This window comes from Aeromonas sp. QDB63 (assembly GCF_027707425.1).
In the GTDB taxonomy this organism is placed as follows: domain Bacteria; phylum Pseudomonadota; class Gammaproteobacteria; order Enterobacterales; family Aeromonadaceae; genus Aeromonas; species Aeromonas caviae.
This window is the reverse complement of sequence record NZ_JAPCIS010000083.1, coordinates 1-611: the sequence shown is the minus strand read 5'-3', so window position 1 is coordinate 611 and position 611 is coordinate 1. Positions and strand designations below refer to the sequence as shown.

The 611-nt window shown below is 57.9% G+C and carries 1 protein-coding gene; it reads left to right on the top strand.

Going from position 1 to position 611, the window contains the following annotated elements; genetic code table 11:
- Positions 1-582 (top strand): integrase core domain-containing protein (locus PG879_RS20475; protein ID WP_270830620.1); only part of this gene is annotated, 582 nt, incomplete at its 5' end.
- Between the last annotated feature and the right edge of the window lie 29 nt (positions 583-611).

The following is a 611-nucleotide window of genomic DNA, read 5'->3' as shown; positions in this document are numbered from 1 at the left end:
GAACGCCAAATTGAGGTTCACTACACCGGGGAACTGGTGGCGGTCGACACCTTCTTCGTCGGCGCACTCAAGGGGGTGGGCAAGGTGTATCTGCAAACCGTACTGGACTGCTACAGCCGCCACGCCTGGGGACGGCTCTACACCAGCAAGCTGCCGGTGACCTCGGTCCATGTGCTCAACGAAACGGTCCTGCCGTTCTTCGAGGCTCACGAGGCGCGGGTCTATACCATCCTGTCGGACAACGGGCGCGAGTTCTGCGGACGCCATGACCATCACCCCTACGAGCTGTTCCTGCAACTGGAGGGGATTGAGCACCGGACCACCAAGGTACGCAGGCCGCAGAGCAACGGCTTTATCGAGCGGCTACATCGCACCCTGCTGGATGAACACTTCCGTATCAAGGGGAGGACGACCTGGTATGAATCAGTGGAGCAGATGCAGACAGACCTGGACAGCTATCTGGATCACTACAACACCCAGCGGCCACATCAGGGCAGGATGATGGAGGGTCAAACCCCCTACAGCATGTTCAAAAAGGGTCTGAAATTGATACCGAAGGAAGTGCGCACTAAAGTAGCGTAAACAAGACACCGGTTTGAGGCCGGTGTCAG